14 protein-coding genes are annotated in these 17,850 nt (G+C 69.8%); 5 read left to right on the top strand and 9 right to left on the bottom strand.

The annotated features are described in order from the left end of the window. Positions 1-20: 20 nt before the first annotated feature. The 5 genes from QSJ97_RS03510 (at position 21) to QSJ97_RS03530 (ending at position 6,607) form a co-directional block, all read left to right on the top strand. On the top strand, positions 21-863 hold the full coding sequence (locus QSJ97_RS03510) for a hypothetical protein (RefSeq protein WP_285670167.1): 843 nt from the start codon (positions 21-23) through the stop codon (positions 861-863). Between the two features lie 82 nt (positions 864-945). After that, positions 946-3,486 carry an ABC transporter transmembrane domain-containing protein gene (locus QSJ97_RS03515; protein ID WP_285670168.1) on the top strand — a complete coding sequence of 847 codons (2,541 nt, stop codon included), beginning with the start codon at positions 946-948 and terminating at the stop codon, positions 3,484-3,486. 64 nt (positions 3,487-3,550) lie between these two features. Continuing rightward, positions 3,551-3,982, top strand: coding sequence for a cyclic nucleotide-binding domain-containing protein (locus QSJ97_RS03520; protein ID WP_285670169.1), 432 nt, complete (start codon positions 3,551-3,553; stop codon positions 3,980-3,982). Between the two features lie 280 nt (positions 3,983-4,262). Next, a complete protein-coding gene (locus QSJ97_RS03525) occupies positions 4,263-4,952 on the top strand; it encodes a Crp/Fnr family transcriptional regulator (protein ID WP_285670170.1) in 690 nt (229 codons plus the stop codon). 125 nt (positions 4,953-5,077) lie between these two features. Beyond that, the gene (locus QSJ97_RS03530; protein ID WP_285670171.1) at positions 5,078-6,607 is read left to right on the top strand and encodes an AMP-binding protein; all 1,530 of its coding nucleotides are present in this window, start codon (positions 5,078-5,080) and stop codon (positions 6,605-6,607) included. Positions 6,608-6,629: 22 nt separating this feature from the next. Here the strand turns inward: QSJ97_RS03530 and QSJ97_RS03535 are convergent, their stop codons facing one another. From QSJ97_RS03535 to QSJ97_RS03575, 9 genes are all read right to left on the bottom strand, one after another. Continuing rightward, positions 6,630-7,322 (bottom strand): ABC transporter ATP-binding protein, encoded by a 693-nt coding sequence (locus tag QSJ97_RS03535; protein WP_285670172.1) that lies wholly within the window; start codon positions 7,320-7,322, stop codon positions 6,630-6,632. Then, positions 7,315-8,034 (bottom strand): ABC transporter ATP-binding protein, encoded by a 720-nt coding sequence (locus tag QSJ97_RS03540; protein ID WP_285670173.1) that lies wholly within the window; start codon positions 8,032-8,034, stop codon positions 7,315-7,317. Before QSJ97_RS03540 ends, QSJ97_RS03535 begins: the two co-directional genes overlap by 8 nt. Next, positions 8,031-9,107: a branched-chain amino acid ABC transporter permease gene (locus tag QSJ97_RS03545; RefSeq protein WP_285670174.1), complete on the bottom strand. Its 1,077-nt coding sequence runs from the start codon at positions 9,105-9,107 to the stop codon at positions 8,031-8,033. The genes QSJ97_RS03540 and QSJ97_RS03545 overlap by 4 nt, the downstream gene beginning before the upstream one ends. A 1-nt stretch (position 9,108) precedes the next feature. Beyond that, the gene (locus QSJ97_RS03550) at positions 9,109-9,969 is read right to left on the bottom strand and encodes a branched-chain amino acid ABC transporter permease (protein WP_285670175.1); all 861 of its coding nucleotides are present in this window, start codon (positions 9,967-9,969) and stop codon (positions 9,109-9,111) included. 157 nt (positions 9,970-10,126) lie between these two features. Continuing rightward, positions 10,127-11,362, bottom strand: a complete 1,236-nt coding sequence (locus QSJ97_RS03555) for a transporter substrate-binding protein (RefSeq protein ID WP_285670176.1) — start codon at positions 11,360-11,362, stop codon at positions 10,127-10,129. A gap of 255 nt (positions 11,363-11,617) precedes the next feature. Continuing rightward, entirely contained in the window at positions 11,618-12,298 is a 681-nt protein-coding gene (locus QSJ97_RS03560) for an ANTAR domain-containing response regulator (protein WP_285670177.1), read from the bottom strand. Positions 12,299-12,303: 5 nt separating this feature from the next. Then, on the bottom strand, positions 12,304-13,470 hold the full coding sequence (locus tag QSJ97_RS03565) for a transporter substrate-binding domain-containing protein (protein ID WP_285670178.1): 1,167 nt from the start codon (positions 13,468-13,470) through the stop codon (positions 12,304-12,306). Positions 13,471-13,686: 216 nt separating this feature from the next. After that, a complete protein-coding gene (locus QSJ97_RS03570; RefSeq protein WP_285670179.1) occupies positions 13,687-15,708 on the bottom strand; it encodes a hydantoinase B/oxoprolinase family protein in 2,022 nt (673 codons plus the stop codon). Between the two features lie 28 nt (positions 15,709-15,736). Next, positions 15,737-17,764: a hydantoinase/oxoprolinase family protein gene (locus QSJ97_RS03575; RefSeq protein WP_285670180.1), complete on the bottom strand. Its 2,028-nt coding sequence runs from the start codon at positions 17,762-17,764 to the stop codon at positions 15,737-15,739. Between the last annotated feature and the right edge of the window lie 86 nt (positions 17,765-17,850).

The raw sequence follows: 17,850 nt of genomic DNA on the forward strand, positions 1-17,850 counted from the left end.
TGATGGGAGGGACGCGGAAGATGACGAATGGCAGCGACGAGGATGCGGCTCCGGCACCCGCCCCGCCCTATGGCACGGTCGATCAGGATACTGCCGGCAGCGGCGACGGCGCGGCGGAGGAGTTCGGCGTCGCCGACATGCCGGACGACCTGACCACCACGCTCTATGGCCGGAAGGTGCGGGGCTTCAGCTTCGCCCGGGCCGCCCTGTCGCGGCGCATGCAGGAGACGCTGGCCGGGGCGAAGGCCGAGGGGGCGGTCGCGGCGATGGTCCATGGCTGCCGGCTGGGGAGCGAGAGCGAGGTCTTCCCGGCCCCGGTGATGATCCTCCTGCCCGACAACCCGGACCGGGCCACGCCCGCCGAGATCGCCTGGGTGTTCGGCCGGGACCGCGCCGAGGACCAGTTCTTCCGCTGGCCGCTCGATCTCGAGACCGCGACGATCGCGCTGGAGATGGAGAGCGCGACCATCGGCGAGGCGATCGGCCTGCTGCCGCGCGAGGAGGATGCCGACCAGGGCGCGGCGGAGGGCTTCACGCTGCGCGGCAGCGACGGCCGGCTGTATTTCGTCGCCGGCAATCTCGACGGTTTCGAGGTGATCGACGACGGCGAGCGCGACGCGCTGCAGATGGCCTCCGGCGTGGATCGCGACGACCTGCGGGTGCGCGAGGTGGTCGATGCCGCCGAGGCCCAGATCGCCACCCGCGCCCGCATGCAGGGCCGCGCCCGGATGCAGGGCCGGGCCAGGCTGCAGGCCCGGGCGCGCCTGATGGCCCGCGCCCGCCTCACCGCGCGCGCCCGGCTGATGGGCGCGGCCGCCAAGATGCGCGACGGGCTGAAGCACGGCGACGACCACGAGCACTGAGCCGCGGTGCGCCCGGCGCTTCCGGCCGGCATCCGCGGCAGCGACCCCGATGGGCGCCCGATGATGGCCCGGTGATGGCCCGATGATGGACAGCGACCGCGAGGGCACTCTCGTCGGCTTCGTCTGGCGCCACTCCCGGCGCGAGCAATGCCTGCTGCTGCTGCTGACGGCGCTGTCCTTCCCGGTCGTCTATCTCTCGCTCGAGGTGCCGAAGCTGATCATCAACGAGGCGATCTCGGGCGGCAGCTTCCCGGTGCGGCTCGGCGGCGTCGAGCTCGGGCGCATCGGCTATCTGATGGTGCTCAGCATCGCCTTCCTGCTGCTGGTGGTCGCCAACAACGGCATCAAGTGGCTGATCAATGTCGGGCTCGGCATCTGCGGCGAGCGGCTGCTGCGGCGGCTGCGCTTCGCGCTGACCGAGCGGGTCGTGCGGTTTCCGATGAAGCGGCTGCGCTCGCTGCGCCAGGGCGAGACGATCCAGTCGATCATGGGCGAGATCGAGCCGCTCGGCGGCTTCTTCGGCGAGGTCATCGTCACCCCGGTGTTCCAGCTCGGGCTGTTCGCGGTCTTTCTCGGCTTCATCTTCGTGCAGGATGTCTGGCTCGGCCTCGCGGCGGTCGCCTTCTACCCGGTGCAGACGATCCTCGTGCCGGTGCTGCAGGCGCGCATCGTCGCGCTCAACCGGGCGCGCGCCGGCAATGCCCGCACGCTGGCCGACCGCATCGGCACGCTGCTCCAGCTCACCGCGGAGATCCGCAGCCACGGCACCGCGCCCTGGCACCTCTCGGAGATCGCCGGGCTGCTCGGCGAGAACGCGGCGATCCGCGAGCGGATCTTCCGCCGCAAGTACACGATCAAGTTCCTCAACAACTTCCTGAGCCAGCTGACGCCGTTCCTGCTGTTCTCGATCGGCGGCTATCTGGTGATCCGCGGGGCGCTCGATCTCGGGGCGCTGGTCGCGGTGCTGGCGGCCTGCAAGGAGCTGGCCGGGCCGTGGCGGGCGCTGCTCGGCTATGTCCAGCGGCTGTCGGATTTCTCCAGCCGCTACCGCTTCGTGCAGGAGGGCTTCCGGGCCGACGGGATGCTCGCCGGGCGCATCGTCGCCGGTGCTGCCGGGCCGGCGCTGCACGGGCCGCTGGTGGTAGAGGACGTGCCGGCCGAGCCGCCGCTCGACCGGCCGGCGATCCCGCGGCTCGAGCTGCCGGCGGGCGGCACCGCGATCCTGCGCGGCGGCAACCTGGCCAACCGCGGCGCGGTGCTGCGGGTCGCCGCCGGCATCGACCCGCCGGAGCAGGGCCGGGTCGCGATCGGCGGCACCAGCCTCGAGGGCGTGCCGCATGGCGCGATCGGCGCGGCGCTGGCGCTGGTGCCGGAGGCGCCCGGCCTGATCCCCGGCTCGATCCGGACGAACCTCGTCTACGGCCTTCTGCGCCGCGCGGGCACCGAGGCGGGCACGGGAGCGGGCGCCGCGCCTGGCACCGGGCCGGCGGCGGACGCGGCGGCGCCATGGGTCGATCACGCCGCCGCCGGCGTGGCCGGGCCGGAGGCGCTGGAGGCCCGGATCCTCGATCTCGCCGGGCGGTTCGGGCTCGCGCCCTATCTGCGGGCGGCGGCGATGGACCGGCGGCTGACCGCGGCGGAGCTCGGCGCCTGGAGCGGGCCGCTGATGCGGCTGCGGCACGAGATGGCGGCGCAGAAGGCCGAGATCGGCGATCTGGTCGAGCCCTGGGACGCGGCGCGCTTCAACGGCAACGGCACGCTGCTCGCCAACCTGCTCTATGCCCTGCCGACGGCGCCGGCGGCCCTGCCCGCGGCCTATCTGCAGGACCCGGCGCTGCGCGGCCTGCTGCGCCGGCTGGGCGCCGACCGGCTGCTGCTGGAGATCGGCCGGGCCATCGCGCGCGATCTTGCGGAGATCGCCGGCTCGATCGGCAGCGGCTCGGGCATTCTCGACCGGGTTCCGGGCTTCGGCCGGCAGGACATCCTGGAGGCGGCGGCGATCCTCGCCCGCTCCGACGACCTGCGCCGCGCCCCGTCGCGCCGCGAGGCGGCATGGCTGATGGGGCTCGCCGCCAATTTCGTCCAGACGCGGGACAAGCTCGACGTGCTGGACGCGGCGGCGCAGGCGCGGGTGCTCGCGCTCCGGGCCCGGGCGCTGCCGCTGATCCGCGGCTCGCCCGCCTATGCGACCTTCGATGCCGAGACCTATCATCCGGCGCGCACGGTCGCGGAGAACATCCTGCATGCCCGGCGGCGCTTCGACCGGCGCTCGGCCTGGGGGCGGATCGACCAGGCGATGGAGCAGGCCATCTCTGCCCAGGGGCTCGGTGCCGAGATCCTGCGGCTGGGGCTCGACGCGCCGGTCGCGGCGGGGGCGGTGCCGGCGGCGGTGCTGCGGCGGATCGCGCTGCTGCGGGGCCTGCTGAAGCGCCCGCGCATCCTGCTGGTGGCGGTCACGCCCGACCTGCACCCCGATGGCGAGGCGGCGCTGCTGCGCGAGATCCGCGCGCTGCTGCCGGAGGCCGCGCTCCTGCTCGCGGTCGAGCGGAGCGGCGGGATCGCCCCCGGCCCGGCGACGGTCTGGGAGATCGACGCGCGTGGTAGGATGGTCTCGCGGGCATGAGCGGGGGCACGCATGGCGCGCGGCCGCCGGCCGGGCCGCGCCGGCACGATCCGGGAGGTGCAGCATGAGCCTCGGCTCGGCGATGGAGGTGCTCAGGCGGATGCCGCTGTTCGGCGTGCTCGACGAGTCGCGCCTGCGGGTCGTGGCGATGACCGGCGACGTGCTCTCCTATCTGCCCGGCGAGCGGATCGCCGAGAAGGGCGACAGCGGCGACGCCGCCTTCGTGATCCTCGAGGGCGATGTCGAGGTGCTGATCCCGACCGATGCGGGCGAGCGGCGCCTCACCACCCTGCATGCGGGCGAGATCGTCGGCGAGCTGGCGGTGCTGACCGGGAACCCGCGCAACACCGCGCTGGCCGCGGCCGGCGAGATCCGGCTGCTGCGGATCGAGCGCGAGGTGGTGCTGGCGCTGCTGCGGGAATATCCGGAGGTGGCGCTCGGCGTCATCAGGATCATCGCCGAACGCCTGGAGGCGGTGAACGCCCGGTCCGCCTGACGCGCTGCCACGGGGCGCGGGGCGGCGCGGCGCCGCGGGCCTCAGAGCAGGGCCAGCAGTCCGCCCAGGATCGCGAACAGGATGACGGCGCCGAGCGGGCTCGGCTCGCTCCGTGAACGGTTCCTCCAATCATACGTCTCACGCGGTTTCTCGGGATACATGATGCACTCCTGGAACAGGTTCGGTGTTCCGAAGATCGGTCCGCCGCCCCGCAACCGCTGTGGCATTCCGCACAGGGATGGTAGGATTTCCGCCCGTCCCCGCTTCGAGGCTCAGCGCCATGGCCAGCCGCCCCTTCCTGGACCGCCTGGGCGACGACACCCGGAGCCGCCTGGAGCGGCACTGGACACGGCGCCGCCGCGGCCGCGGCGAGACCATCCTGCTCGCCGGCGAGGACGGCACCTCCGTGCATTTCATGCTCGCGGGGCAGGCCCGCGCCTCGCTGGCGTCGGACGAGGGCAGGACCGTGTCGTTCCGGGATTTCGCGCCGGGCGACATCTTCGGGGAGTTCTCGGCCATCGACAAGGCGCCGCGCTCGGCCAGCGTCGTCGCGCTGACCGATGTCGTGGTCGCCGGGCTTGCCGGCAGCCTGCTGGACCGGTTCGTCGCGGAGGACCCCGGCTTCGCCCGGGCGCTGCTCGCGCATGTCACCGCGGTCTCGCGCGACATGAACACCCGGGTCTTCGAATACAGCACCATGCTGATGCGCGAGCGGCTGCAGCGCGAGCTGCTGCGCCTCGCGGCCACCGGCCGGGCTGCGGGCGACGGTGTCGAGATCGCCCCCGCGCCGACGCATCAGGCGCTCGCCGACCGGATCAGCAGCCACCGCGAGGCGGTCTCGCGCGAGATGAGCCGGCTGGCCAGGGCCGGCCTCGTCATGCGCCGCCCCGGCGCGCTCCTGATAACCGACATCGCCCTGCTGCGCGGCACCGGGCCGGGCGCGCTGGAGGCGATCAGGCCGGTGCTCTGAGGGGGCCGAGGGCCGAAACCCGGGGCGCGGGAATGTCGGCCCGCGCCCGTTCCGGTCGCAAAACGGCAAGATGCGGGCGGCGGCCGTCGCTACCCTCTGCCGGACCGGCCAGAGGAGGGTATATTTTGGCTCTTCGCACGACCCTAGGCGAGCTGCTCCATGATTGCGCGGAGCGCTACGCGCAGCGCCCGTTCCTCACCATCGCGCCCTCGGGCGAGACCTGGACCTATGCCGCCTTCGAGCAGCTGGTGAACCGCTTCGCGCACGGGCTGCTGGCGGTCACCGGGAGACCGCCCTCGCATGTCGCGATCATGCTGGAGAACGGGGTGGACTATCTCGCCGCCAGCTATGCGCTCAAGAAGATCGGCTCGGTCGAGGTCTCGGTGAACCGCGCCTTCCGCGGCCCGGCGCTGGCGCGCACGATCAACCTGACCGGCACGCCCTACCTGATCACCTCGGGCGCCCATGCCGAGGCGCTGGCCGGCATCCGCGACGAGCTGACCGCGCTGCGCACGCTGATCGTCACCGATGGCGAGGCGGCGGTGCGGGCGGCGTTCCCGGCGCTCGAGGTGCTGCGCTTCGAGGCGCTGCTGGCGGAGCGGGACGACCACATCCGCAACCTCGCGAGCGACCTGACGCCGGCGGCGATCATGTTCACCTCGGGCACCACCGGCGTCTCCAAGGGCTGCCAGCTCTCGCATCGCTATGCCATCCGCACGGCGGAGAACGTGGTGCCGCCGTTCCGCGTGACCGGGGCGGACGCGGTCTATTCCCCCTACCCGCTCGCGCATATCGGCCCGGCCTATTACGACGGGCTGACGGCGATGATCACGGGCGGCCGGCTGATCCTGCGCGACGGGTTCAGCCTGTCGAACTTCTGGCCCGAGATCTGCGAGTTCGGGGCCACCTGGTTCATGATGCTGGGCTCGGTGCAGCAGCTTCTCTGGTCGGCGCCGGAGCGGCCCGAGGAGCGCATGCACAAGGTGAGCCGCTGCTGGGCGACCCCGGCGCCGGTGCCGAAGGCGCAGTTCGACGCGCGCTTCAACACCCATCTCATCCCCGGCGGCGGCTATGGCTCGACCGATGCGGGCTGGGTGGTGGTGCCGCAATGGGACCATCCGGGCGGCATCGTGCTGCCGGAATTCGAGGTGGCGATCGTCGACGACAACGACGATCCCGTGCCGCCGGGCACCCCCGGCGAGCTGCTCGTGCGCAGCCGCGAGCCGGGCATCATCTCGGACGAGTATTTCGGGATGCCGGAGGCCACCCTGGCCAGCCGCCGCAACCTCTGGTTCCACACCGGCGACATCGCCAGGTTCGACGAGGCGGGGCTGTTCTACTTCGTCTGCCGCAAGGCCGAGCGGATCAGGGTGCGCGGCGAGATGGTCTCGGCCTTCGAGGTCGAGGAAGGCGTGCTGGCGCACCCGGATATCGAGGACTGCGCGGCGATCGGGGTGCCGAGCCCGCTCGGCGAGGAGGAGATCAAGGTGTTCATCGTGCCGCGGCCGGGCCGGGCGCTGACCGCCGATGCGGTGCAGGCGCACTGCGCGACGCGGATGGCGAAATACATGGTCCCGGCGCAGACGGTGTTCCTCTCGGAGATCCCGCGGACGCCCACGGGCAAGCCGGAGAAGGGCAAGCTGGCGGCGATGTAGCGCCGCCAGCCCCGGCGCCGCCTCAGAGCCCGAGATGCGCCTCCAGGATGTCCGGGCGGCGCAGCTCGGAGGGTGCGATCTCGGCCGAGATCCGGCCCTTCTGGATGATCAGCACCCGGTCCGCCAGCGCCTCGATGAAGCGCAGGTCCTGCTCGACCAGCAGGATCGTGAGCCCGAGCTCGCGGCGCAGCCGCGCCAGCGTTGCGGCGATCTCCTCGACGATGGAGGGCTGGATGCCCTCGGTCGGCTCGTCGAGCATCACGAGCTTCGGCCGGCCGACGAGGCAGCGGGCCAGCGCCAGGATCTGCTGCTGCCCGCCCGAGAGCCCGCTGCCCGGCCGGTTCAGCAGATCGCCGAGGGCCGGGAAATGCCCGAGGATCTCGGGGATCGCGCTCGGCCCCGGGCGCATGGCCTCGCCCATGCGCAGGTTCTCCAGCACCGTGAGATCGGGGAAGATCGCCCGCCCCTGCGGCACGTAGCCGAGCCCGGCGAGCGACCGGCGATGACTCTGCCAGCCGGCGATCTCGGCGCCGTCGAAGCGGATCTCGCCGGCGCTCGCCGGCAGCTCGCCGATCAGGCTCCGCAGCAGCGTGGTCTTGCCCATGCCGTTGTGGCCGAGGATGCCGACGACCTCCCCCTGCGCCACCGAGAGCTCGACGCCGTTGAGGATGTTGATCGCGCCATAGCCGGCGCGCAGCGCGCGTATCTCAAGCATGTCCGGATGTCCCCAGATAGATCCGCAGCACCTCGGGATGGACCTGGATCCGGTCCATCGTGTCCTCCGCGAGGATCCGGCCCTGGTCGAACACCGTGACCCGGTGCGCGATGGTCCGGACGAACTGCATGTCGTGCTCGACCACCACGATGGCCATGCTGCGGTTCATCTCGCGGATCAGCTCGGCGGTGCGCCGGGTCTCCTCCGCGGTCATCCCCGCGGTCGGCTCGTCGAGCAGCGCGAGGCGCGGGTTGATCGCCAGCACCATGCCGAACTCGACCCATTGCCGGTGCCCGTGCGACAGCTTGCCGACGACCCGGTCGGCCAGCGGGCCGAGATTGAGCCGCTCGAGGATCTCCGACACCGCGTGATCGGCGCCCGCCGTGTCGTGCCGCCCGCGCGCCGCGATCCAGATGTTCTCGCGCACGCTCAGGCCGTCGAGCACGTCCGGCACCTGGTTCTTGATGCCGACGCCGCGGCGGCTGATCTCCGAGGGCTCCTCGTCGGTGATGTCGTCGCCGTCGAGCAGGATCTGGCCGGCGGTGGGGGCATATTGCGCGGTGAGCATCTTGAAGAAGGTGCTCTTGCCGGCGCCGTTCGGGCCGATCAGGCAGCGCAGCTCGCCCGGCTCGAGGCGGAAGTCCACCCCGTCGATCGCCGCCACCCCGCCGAAGCGCTTGACCAGCCCGCGGGTCTCCAGGATCGGGGTCATGAGTTGGTCTCCTTGCGCAGCGCCGCCGCGGCCAGATCGCGCCGGCGGAAGAGCTGCCGCGCCGCCTCCAGCGCCTCGCGCCCGAGCCCGGCGGCCATCGGCAGGATGCCCTGCGGGAACAGCATCACGAAGCCGATCAGCACGAGGCCGAGCACCAGGTTCACCTGCCCGACGCCGGCGGTGCCGAGCCAGGCCGTGAGCCACTGCACCACGCCGGTGCCGATCAGCGGGCCGAGCAGCGTCGCCTTGCCGCCGACGATCACGTTGATCACCACGCTGGCGGCGGAGTTGAGGTTCATCATCTCCGGTGCGACGAAGTTGCCCCAGACCGCGTAGAGCCCGCCGGCCAGCCCCGCCACCGCGCCGGAGATCGCGAAGATCGCCAGCTTGTAGCGCCGCGTGTCGTAGCCGAGCAGGTTGATCCGCCGCTCGTTCTCGCGGATGCCGAGCAGCACCCGCCCGAAGCGGTGCCGCAGCAGCATCCGGTAGCCGACATAGACCGCCATCATCAGCACGAAGGCGAGATAGTAGACCTCGGTGACGAAAAGCGTGGTGGCCGGGTCCCAGGGCACCTGCAGGTCCGGCAGCCCGGCGATGCCGTTCTGTCCGCGCAGCCAGACATCGCCGATCACGAAGCTCTCGTCGGAGGTCGCGCGGATCGCCTTCTCCAGCACGATGGTCACCACCATGGTGATGACGGTGAAGTAGATGTTGCTGATCCGGCCATAGATCATGAAATAGCCGAGGACCGTCGCGAAGATCGCCGGCAGCAGGATCGCCAGCAGCATCGCCGAGGTGGTCTCGCCGAAGTTCAGCGAGCAGACGGCATAGGTATAGCCGCCGAGGCCGAAGAAGGCGGTCTGCCCGAAGCTGAGCATCCCCACCTGGCCCCACATGAAGCCCATGCTGAGCGCCAGGATGCCGAAGATGAAGATGATCGAGAGGTCGAGATGGACGTCGAGCCCGGTGAAGGACGGGATCGCGAGCCCCGCCGCGAGGGCCAGCGCGACCGCGGTCCACCAGAGTGCCGGCGGCAGCGAGACCGACTGGGTTTCGGATAGGCGTGCGAACATCTCAGGCCCTCCGCGCGCTGTGGCCGGTGATCCCCAGCGGCAGCATGCGCAGCAGCACGATGGCGATCAGCAGCACGCCGATCTCGCCGAGCACCTGCGTGGTGCGATAGGAGATCAGCCCGTCGGTGGCGCCGAACAGGGTCGAGGCATAGAGCGTGCCGGTGAGCGGCGCCGGGCCGCCCGAGATCACCGTGACGAAGGCCTTGGCGACATAGAAGCTGCCCATCGTCGGCTGGTTCCCCACCAGCGGCGCGAGCATGGCGCCGGCAACCCCGGTCAGCGCCGAGCCGAAGCCGAAGGTCAGCATGTAGTATTTCCGCGGATTGACGCCGAGCGCCGCCGCCATCGTCGGGTTCTGCATCACGCTGCGCGCCACCAGCCCGAACCGGGTGTAGCGCCAGATCGCGAAGGTGAGCGCCAGCAGCGCCCCGGCCACCGCGATCAGCACGAGGTTGTACTCCGCGATCGAATAGGCGCCGAAGGTGACCTTGCCGAGCTTGGCGTCGACCCCGGCCTCCTGCGGGCCGAAGACGCTGGTCACGAGGCCGACCATGAAGAGACTCAGCCCCCAGGTCGCGAGCAGCGTGTCCATGATGCGCCCGTAGAGAAAGCGGATCAGCAGCCGCTCGACGAGGATGCCGAAGAGGCCGACGCCGAGGCCGGCGCAGAGCACCGCCAGCCAGAAGTCGAGCCCGAGCTGGGTGGCGAACAGGCAGAAATAGGCGCCGAGCATGATGAACTCGCCCTGGGCCAGGTTGATCACCCGCATCATTCCGAAGATGACTGCCAGGCCGAGGCTGATCAGGACGAAGATCCCGATCGCGAACATGACCTGATAGAGGTGTATGACGATCTCGTGCACGTTGGGTTCCTTCTCGTTGGCGCGCGCATGCAGCGTCCCGGACGGATCGCGGGCGGCGGCCCCCCGGCCGGCCGCCCGGTGGCCGCCCCCGGGCCGCCCGCGCCGCCGCCCGCAGGCGGCGCGCGGCGGACCGGGAGCGGCCCGGGGGGCGGCCTGGTCAGAGCTCGAGCGTGTACTGCGTGCGGTCGTTCGGGTTGGCGTTGAGGTCGCAGACCGCCTGCGTGTCGCTCGGGGGGCGCTGCGCGAAGGTCTCGAGATGGTCCCAGCCCTGGTTGCGGTTGGTGCGGACGAGATGGATGTCCATCGTGGCGTGGTTGGTCTGGCCGTCGACCGTGACGAGCCCGCCGGGCGCCTCGAACTGCACGCCCGGCAGCGCCTCGATCACCGCCTCGGGCGAGGGATCGCCCGCCTTGCGCACGGCGTTGGCCCAGATGTTGACGCCGCGATAGCCGTATTCGGCATAGTCGCCGACATAGTCGTCCTCGCCGGTATAGGCCTTGAAGTCGCGCACGAACTTCTGCGCGGCCTCGGTCGGCAGGCTGTCGTGGAAGGGCGTGGCGTTGACGATCCCCGAGGCCTCGTCGGCGCTGAGATAGGTCTGCTCGCGGCCGATGCCGAACATGCAGGAGGCGAGCGGGATGTTCGCCTTGCCGATGGTCGCCTCGTATTGCCGGTAGAAGGCGTTGTGCGCGCTGCCGACCAGGATCGACCACACGACGTCGGGCTTGGCCGCCTGGATGCGCGACAGCGCGGGGGCGAAGTTGGAGACGTCGAGCGGGAAGAACTCGACGCCGATATCCTCGCCGCCGGCCTCCTGGGTGAACTTGCGCACCCATTTCGCGGTGGTGTGCGGGTAGATGTAGTCGGCGCCGAGGATGTAGCAGCGCTTGCCGTATTCCTTCACCACATGCGGCACCAGCGGCGCGATCTGCTGGCCCGGCACCTGCGCGACGCAGACATGGCGGCGGTCGCAGACGCCGCCCTCGTACATCGAGTTGTAGAACAGCAGCCCGCGGAACTTGTGCGCGATCGGGCGCATCACCTCGCGCGACGAGCTGGTGACCCCGGCATGCACCACCGACGCCTTGTCGCGGATCAGCGCCTGGGTCATGTACTGCGCGTTGAACTGGTTGTTCGACTGGGAGTCGTAGAACACCAGCTCGAGCGGCCGGCCGAGCAGCCCGCCGGCGGCGTTGATCTCCTCGACCGCCATGGCGACCGCCTTGATCTGCTTGAGACTATAGATGTTGAGCCCGCCGGTCTGGTCGAGGATGTTGGCCACGACGATCGGCGCCTCGCCGGCGATCCCGGCGCTCCTGAGAAGGCCGGCGGAGCTGGCGAAGGCGAGGGCACCGCTGGCGCTGCGGAAGAACTGTCTGCGGTTCAGTCTCATGTTGGCTTCCCTGTCGTTGATCTTGTCTGCGCGAATGGCGAAGGGCTGCACTGCACCGCAACGAAAGCGTGCAGTTGGCAGACCGATCCCGGTGGGGCCAAGACATGGGCCAAGACCTGGAAGGCAGTGATTTGTAGAAAATCGCTGCGGGCAACCGAGCCGGTCGATATTCCTATCAACTCTGGCTGGAGTCCGTGTTGTCCACCGGGGCGATCCTGCCCGTGGACTGTCCGGCACTTTTGCCGTTACAGCGCATCAAAGTTTTGCCGCGTCGGGTTTCTCTGTCAAGTCGATATTGAAGATTTCCTCGGCGGAGATGATGATTTTCGCGATCTCCTCGACCGTCGAGCGCTTGTTCATCGCCTGCTCGCGGATAAGCTGATAGGCGCGCTCGGCACTGATGCCGCGGCTCGCGGCCAGGATCGATTTCGCGCGTTCGATCTCGTTTCTCGCCTGAAGCTTTGCGTATAGCCGGTTGAAATGCTTTCGCAGCCGGCGCTCGCGCTTGAGGTTGGCGACGCTGAGCAGGACATTGGTCATGATGCCGAAGGGCCGCACCGGCAGGCCGATCACCGCCTGGGCGTTCATCCGCAGCACCTGCTCGACGACCAGCGGGTTCTCGTAATCCACCACGGCGATCAGGCAGGCCGGCGGCTCCTCGGCCGCCCAGTCGAACTCCACCTTGTCCTCGATGATCGGGCGCACCGCGACGAAGACCACGTCGATCTCGCCGGGGATCTGCGCCGGCGGCGGCCACATCCGGTTGAAGCGGCAGCCGATGCGCTGGAGATGCATCAGCAGCTCCTCGGCTTCCGGGCTCGGCGGCGTGAGCACGAGGATGCGCAGCGCGCGGATGTTCCGGATCAGCTCCGAGATCGACGTGTGGCTGCGCGGCTGCGGGCCTACCTCGAGATCGTCATCCGGTGTCGCGCGCATGTTCCCTACCCCGCCGATCCGCCGCTGACATCGCGCATGCCCCAGTCGATCGCCTGATGGCTGGTGAGGTATGGATCGGGCTTCACCGGCCGGATCGAATCCTGGATGACCTCGAGGGTGCCGGTGGCGTCGGCGCGGCCGATGCGCGGCCAGAGATAGGTGTGCGAGGTCTCTGGGTCGATCCGGATCCGGCCCTGCGGCGCGTCGAACTCCGAGCCGATCAGCGCCCGGCGCAGCACGTCGACATTGTCGGTGCCGGCCGAGCGCAGGGCCTGCGCCACGAGATGCACCTGGGAATACACCGCCTCCCAGCACATGTTGGTCCGCGCATCCGCGCCGTATTTCGCGCGCAGCCGCGCCAGGCAGGCGAGATTCGCCTCGGTGCCGACCGACTGGAAATAGGGCGCCGAGGTGAGATGCCCCTCGGCGAACTCCGCGCCCATCGCGGCGATATCGGTCTCGCTGGTGGTGAGGCTGGCGATCGGCATCCGCGCCGGGTCGAGCCCGGCCGCTGCATAGGCACGGTAGAACAGCCCGATGCTGGGGCCGACGAGGTTGCAGAAGATCGCGTCGGGCGCCGCGCTGCGGATCCGCGCGACGAGCTCGGTCAGCGATTCCTGCGGCACGTCCATCGACATGTAGACCTCGCCCACCGTCTCGCCCTTCTGCAGCGAGATCAGGTCGCTCAGCGTCCGCCCCGCCTCGCGCGGCCAGATGTAGTCGGAGCCGACGATGAACACCCGCGCGCCGAAGTTCTTCAGCAGGTAGTCGCCGAGCTGGGCATTGTTCTGGTTGGCCACCGCGCCGCCATAGATGATGTTCTTGGAATATTCGAAGCCCTCGTACTGGGCGGGATACATCAGCAGCGCGTTGTGGCGCTCGACCACCGGGATCACCGCCTTGCGGGTGCTGGAGCGGTAGCAGCCGAAGAGCACGCGCACGCCGTCGCTGACGATGAGCTGCTCGGCGAGGTAGTTGTAATAGACCGGGTCGGAGCCGGCGTCGTAGCGGACCATGACAAGCTCGCGGCCATCGATGCCGCCGGTCGCGTTGACCTCCTCCACCGCGAAGGTGACGGCCTGGAGCATCGAGCGCTCCATCGCCGCGGTGATCCCGGTTTCCGAGAAGAGGACGCCGATGCGAAACGGCTCCTGGCTGTCCGGCTTGCTCACAATCGCTGCTCCTTCGGCATGAAAATATAGAGGTGGAGGCTCCCGCCGGGGAAGCCGCAATATGCGGCATGATCCGGTGAAACGGCGCAGAAGGAAAGCGTGCGGCGATCCGTCATCGTCTCTTCGGCCCCTGTCCTGCCGCGCCGCGCCGGCCCTGCCCGGCGCGGGCCGTGATGCCCGGGCGGAGATCCCGCCCGGGCGGCTGGCTGCGCCGGCTCAGGCCACGCGCAGGGTCGGCCGGTCCATGTCGACCTGCTCGATCCTGGTGGACCAGTAGGGCACCGTGCGGCGCTTCAGCATGTCGCGGAACTGGGCGGTGGTCTTCTCGAGCAGCTCGCCCGAGCCCCAGTTGACGATCACGCCGTATTGCCGGATCAGGTCGAGCAGGGTGAGCTCGCCGGCACGGTAGCGCGCGGCGACCGCCTCCGGGTCCTCCTCGAGCATCGCCGGACGCTCCCGCGCGATGCGCTGGCGGGCGGCCAGGGTCTCGTCGAGATCCACCTCGTATTCCGCCAGGTCCGGGTCGAGCAGGCGCACCACGACGCCGTAGTCCTTGAGCGCCCGCTCGATCGAGACATAGCCCTCGGTGACATCGCTCAGCACCCGCTCGACGCTGCGCCGCAGCGGGTCGCCGAGGCCGCCGCCGCCGGCCGAGGGGCGCGTCACGGTATCGCCCTGGTGCAGCGGCTCGCCGGAGAAGATCGAGCCGAGATAGCGCTCGCCCTCCTGCCCAGGGTTCACCCAGACGCCATGCGGGAACGAGGGCAGCCCGCCCCAGAGCCCCCAGGTGACCGAGCGCTCGCGGTCGCAGCAATAGGAGACCACGGTGCGCTCGCAGGCATAGAGGGTGCCGCCCTTCTGCACGCCCATGCCGCCGCGGTATTCGCCCGGCCCGCCGCTGTCGATCAGCAGCTCGTGCTCGGTGGTCAACACCGGGGAGAGCCGCTCCTGCCCCTCGAAGGGCTGGGTGCCGAGCTGCACGCCGAACACCGGCCCGGTGGCGGCCCAGCCGTCGCGCCCGTTGCGGGCGCCCCAGCCGCCGACCATCCAGTCGTACCACATGAAGATCGGCTTGTCCTCGTGGCGCGTGTCGCGCCCGCCGATCAGCAGGTAGTCGAGGTTGAAGGTGCAGGCCATGGCCCGCTCGGGCAGGATCTCGGCCCAGAGCTCGAAGACCGAGTTCATGATCTTCTCGAAGGGGCCGGAGCAGAAGCCGGCCACCGGGGTCGGCCAGTCGGCGTTGACCACCGATCCGACCGGGCCGAGCTCCACCGTCACCACCCGGTAGAAGCCCGAGTTCAGCGGAATGTCGGGCGACTGCATCTTGGTGCCCGCCACGATCGCCGCGAAGGCGCCGCCATAGCAGCAGTTGAGGAAGGTCGAGATCGTCCGCGGATGCGAGCCGGAGAGATCGTAGTGCACCGAGTCGCCCTTGATCGTCATCCGCACGTTGATCGGGATCAGGCCCTCGCCCTCGGCGGGGTCGACATCGATGTAGTCGGTGGTCTCCCAGGTGCCGTCGGGCAGCTCGGAGATGCGCTGGCGGGTCAGCGTCTCGACATAGTCCTGCACCTCGGCGAACGAGGTCTTGATCGTCTCCACGCCGTATTTCTGGCAGAGCCGCTGGATCTCGCGCTCGGCCAGGCGGCAGGCCTCGGCCTGGGCCTGCAGGTCGCCGATGATGTCGTCGGGCTTGCGGGTGTTGTGCGCGATCAGCTCGGCGACGTCGGAGAGATACTTGCCCTTGCTGTAGACGCGCACCGGGGTGATGCGCAGGCCCTCGGCCATGTGGTCGAGCGCGCTCACGTTGAACGAGCCCGGCACCGCGCCGCCGACATCCGCCCAGTGGCCGTTGGCCTGGGCGAAGCCGAGCAGCTCGCCCTCGAAGAACATCGGCGCGAAGATCCGGGTGTCGTTGAAATGCGTGCCGCCCTGGTAGACGTCGTTCACCACGAAGACGTCGCCGGGATGGATGTCGCCCTCGAACTTCTTGATCACCGCCTTGGCGGTGTAGTGCAGCGTGCCGACATGCGCGGCGATGTCGCCGCTGCCCTGCATGATCGTGTTGCCCTCGGTGTCGCACAGCGCCGAGGAGAAGTCGCGCGACCAGATCACGAAGGAATAGCAGGTCCGCAGGATCTGCTCGGCCATCTGGTCGACGATGTTGACATAGGCGTTCTTCAGGACCTCGAAGGTGACCGGATCGAGGCTGTAGCCCTGGTTGTTCTGCTTGGTCATGATGTTGTCTCCGTTGCGGGCGCGGCACTCAGTCGGCCGGCGGGATGTCCATCCGGATGGTGAGATAGGGGTCGACATCGGCGCTGATCCCCGGCGGCACGAGGATCGTGCTGTCGAGCTGCTCGATGATCGCGGGACCCTCCACGCGCATGCCCGCGGTCAGGCGGTCGCGGTCGTAGATCGGCGTCTCGATGGCCTCGGGCAGTTCGTCGAAGCGGACCATCCGGGTGCCGACGGGCGTGGCCGCCGCGCCATCGGGCTCGTTGCGGGCGAACTCGGCCTTCTGCGTCATGCCGGTGGCGCGGACGCTGATGCGGTAGATCTCCACCGGCGCATCGGGGCGGGAATAGTTGTGCTCGCGGCCGTGATCGACGTGGAAGGAGGCGACCGCGTCGGCGAGCGTGGTGAGCGGCGAGGAGACCTGGATCGCCATGGCGCGCCACTGCCCGAGATAGCGCATGTCGATGAAGCGCTCGAAGACCATGTCCTTGGGCGCGACGCCCTCGTTCGACAGCCGGTCGAAGCCCTCCTTCTCCAGCTCGACGAAGGCCGCCTCCATGTCCGGCAGCTCGATCTCGTCGATGTTGTGCAGATACATCTGGCTGATGTCGTGGGTGATGTCGACGAGCAGGCAGCCGAGCGCCGAGGTCACGCCCGGATTGGGCGGCACCAGCACCGTCGGGATCGAGAGGTCGCGGGCCAGCGCCGCGCCGTGCAGCGCGCCGGCGCCGCCGAAGGCGACCAGCGCGAAGTCGCGCGGGTCGTGGCCCTTGCGGATCGAGACCAGGCGGACCGCATCGGCCATGTTGGCGTTTGCCACCTTCAGCACCGCGATCGCCGCTTCCTCGGGGGTCAGCCCCAGCGGGTCGGCCACATGCTTGCGGATCGCCGCCTCGGCAAGGTCGCGGTCGAGCCCCACCGCGCCGCCGGCGAGCCGGGTGCCGAGCCGCCCGAGCAGCACGTTGGCATCGCAGTTGGTCGGCTGGTCGCCGCCGCGGTCATAGCAGGCCGGTCCGGGATTGGAGCCGGCCGATTGCGGGCCGTTGCGCAGGGATTTGGCGTCGTCGATCCAGGCCAGCGAGCCGCCGCCGGCGCCGATGGTCAGCACCTCGATGCTGGGGAACTTGATCGGGTAGCCGTATTCGACATGCCAGTCGTCGGTGACCGAGAGCTCGCCCTTGTTGCAGAGCGAGATGTCGGTGCTGGTGCCGCCCATGTCGAGGCTGATCGAGTCCTCGAAGCCGGAGAGCCGTGCCACGAAGCGGCTGGCGATGGCCCCTGCGGCGATGCCCGAGGCGGCGAGGCGCCCGGCGAACTTGCTCGCGCCCTTGGCGGTGACGACGCCGCCGCCGGAATGCAGCAGCAGCACGTCCTCGGTATAGCCGCCCTCCTCCATCCGGGTTGCCAGATCGCGGGTATAGGCCCCGGCAACCGGCGACAGCACGGCATTGGCGACCGTCGTGGAGAAGCGCTCATGCTCGAAGATCTCGGGCATGATGTCGCTCGACAGGGAGATCGAGCAGTCCGGCAGCGCGCTTTCCAGGATGTCGCGCATGCGCTGCTCGTTGGCGGGGTTGGCGAAGGCGTTGACGAAGCAGATCGCCACCGTCTTGACCCCGCGCTTGGCGATGACCCGCGCCACCTCGCGCGCCTCGGCCTCGTCGACCTCCACGAGCACCTTGCCGGAATAGTCCACCCGCTCGCGGATGGTCAGCCGGTCGCGCCGCGGGATGTAGGGGCCGGCCATCTCCTTGTAGGTGTCCCAGAGATCGTTGCGGGTGCCGCGGCGGATCTCGATCACATCGCGAAAACCCTCGGTGGTGATCATGATCGCGGGCGGAAACTTCCGCGTGATCAGGGCGTTGGTCGCGAGCGTCGTGCCATGGGCGAAGAGGCTGATATCGGCCAGGTTCACCCCGCCGGCGGCGATGCCGGCGATCACCCCGTCGATCGGGTCGACGGTGGTCGGCGTCTTCGCGACATGCATCGTGCCGGTCGCCTCGTTGAGGAAACAGACATCGGTGAAGGTGCCGCCGACATCGCAGGCGACCCGCATGGCCGTGCCTTTCCGGATAGTAGAGGGTTCGTCATACATCGTGATACATCCCTTCCTTCATGTACGAAGCGGTGGCTTCGCCTGAT

This window comes from Paralimibaculum aggregatum (assembly GCF_030270585.1).
Classification (GTDB): domain Bacteria; phylum Pseudomonadota; class Alphaproteobacteria; order Rhodobacterales; family Rhodobacteraceae; genus Thermohalobaculum; species Thermohalobaculum aggregatum.